The following is a 1,775-nucleotide window of genomic DNA, read 5'->3' on the forward strand; positions in this document are numbered from 1 at the left end:
CCTACGGGTTGCGCCTGTCGCTCCCGGCTCCCGCGCCGGGCTTCCAGGGACGCGACGCGGTCGCTTTCTGGCTGACCGTGTTCTGGCACCTGCTCCCCCGCGCGCCGGTGCCGTCGCTGTTCTGGACCGGCGGCCCGCCCGCCGCGCTTTACGCGTTTTTCGGCGACGTGTCCCCTCCCGCATTCCGCGCGCTCCTGACCGGGATGCCGAACACGGACCGGATCTCCGCGCTCGACGCCGGCCCCGCGTCGGCCCGCCTCCGAGCCCTCGACCGGCTCCCTCACCGCGTCCGCTCCGTCCTCGACGATACCGCCGCGTCCATCGCGGACACCCTCGACTGCCTCTCCACGCTCCGCTAGCCATGGCCGACGATACCGCCCCCGACATCGAGGACGCTCCGTCCGAGTACACGACGCCCCGCCTCGAGGCCGTCCGCGCGCCCATCTCTGGCGATGCCCCGGCGGGCATCGACATGAAATACGAGGACGAGTTCCAGGAGCTCAAGGACCAGGTCGACGCCCTCGGTGCCGCAGGCGACGTCGACTTCGACGTCATCGTGGACCTGGCGACGACGATCCTGAGCGACAAGTCAAAGGACCTGACGGTCACGAGCTACCTCATCCTGGGGCTCATGCGGACGCAGGGCTACGCCGGCGTCGCTGAGGGACTGGCGTCCGTCCGCGCCGTCGCACAGGGGTTTTGGGAGGAGGCGTTCCCGCCGGTCCGACGGATGCGCGGGCGGCAGTCCGCGCTGCAGTTCGTCGCCGAGCGGGCGAGCGACTGGGTCAAGGAGACGAAGTCCGCCCTCGAGGACCGGGACGCCATCGAGGTCGCCCTCGAGGAGACGGCGGCGTTGCAGGCGTTCGTGACCGAGGCGATGGGCGAGAACGCCCCGGCGTTCAGCGGGCTCAAGCGCGAGTTGACCGAGCGCCTACGGCTGACACCCAAGCCAGCCGAGCCAGAGCCGGAACCGGAGCCAGAACCCGAGCCGGAGGCCCAACCGGCGTCCGATGCAACGGCGGAGGCAGCGCCCTCGAGGCCGGCGCCCGCTGCGGCGAAACCGAGCGGTGGCGGTGGGGACGCGAGCTACGAGACCGTCTCGGAGGCACTGGGTGTCGTCTTCCAGATCGCTGGGTTCCTGCGCAAGGAGGACCCCAACAGCGCGACGGCCGTCTCGCTCACGCGGGCCGCACGGTGGGACGCCATCCCCCTAGCCCCACCATCCGGCGCCATCCCAGATCCACCACCAGACGTTCAGCAGATCTACAACGGGATGGTCTCGGGCGGCAACTACGCGGTCCTGATCAAGGAGGGCGAGGCGGCGTTCGCCCGCCCGCCGTTCCACTTCTGGCTCGACCTCCAACGACTCCTCGCGACCTCATACAAGGCCCTCGGTCCGCCGGGAGCCGCCGCGCTCGCCGCCGTCGAATCGACGACCGCCGCGCTCGTCCGTCGCCTGCCCGCGCTACCCACACTCTCCTTCCTGGGCGGCACGCCCTTTGCCGACCCGCTCACCATCGCTTGGCTCGACGAGATCGCGTCCACTGACGAGGGCGGAGGCAGTGGAGGCAGCGGCTTGAGCCCGGCGACGGAGGAGGCCGTCAAGGACGCCCGCGAGCAGGCCTCCGGCGGCGACGTGCCCGGGGCGATCGCAGCGTTGATGGCCGAGGCCGGCGCGCCCCGAGACCGCTTCGAGCGAACCGTCACCGCCGCCGAACTGTGCCTTGGATCGGGTCGTCCCGACGTCGCGCTCGGTTTGTTGGACGGCGCAGACG

2 protein-coding genes are annotated in these 1,775 nt (G+C 71.2%); both read left to right on the forward strand.

Annotation, left to right across the window (positions count from 1 at the left end; genetic code table 11):
* A partial coding sequence (locus tag WBA11_RS06355) for a hypothetical protein (RefSeq protein WP_424519865.1) occupies positions 1-359 on the forward strand: 359 nt, incomplete at its 5' end.
* 2 nt (positions 360-361) lie between these two features.
* Positions 362-1,775 (forward strand): type VI secretion system protein TssA (gene tssA, locus WBA11_RS06360; RefSeq protein WP_424519866.1); only part of this gene is annotated, 1,414 nt, incomplete at its 3' end.

The organism is Rubrivirga sp. (assembly GCF_049648075.1).
Classification (GTDB): domain Bacteria; phylum Bacteroidota; class Rhodothermia; order Rhodothermales; family Rubricoccaceae; genus Rubrivirga.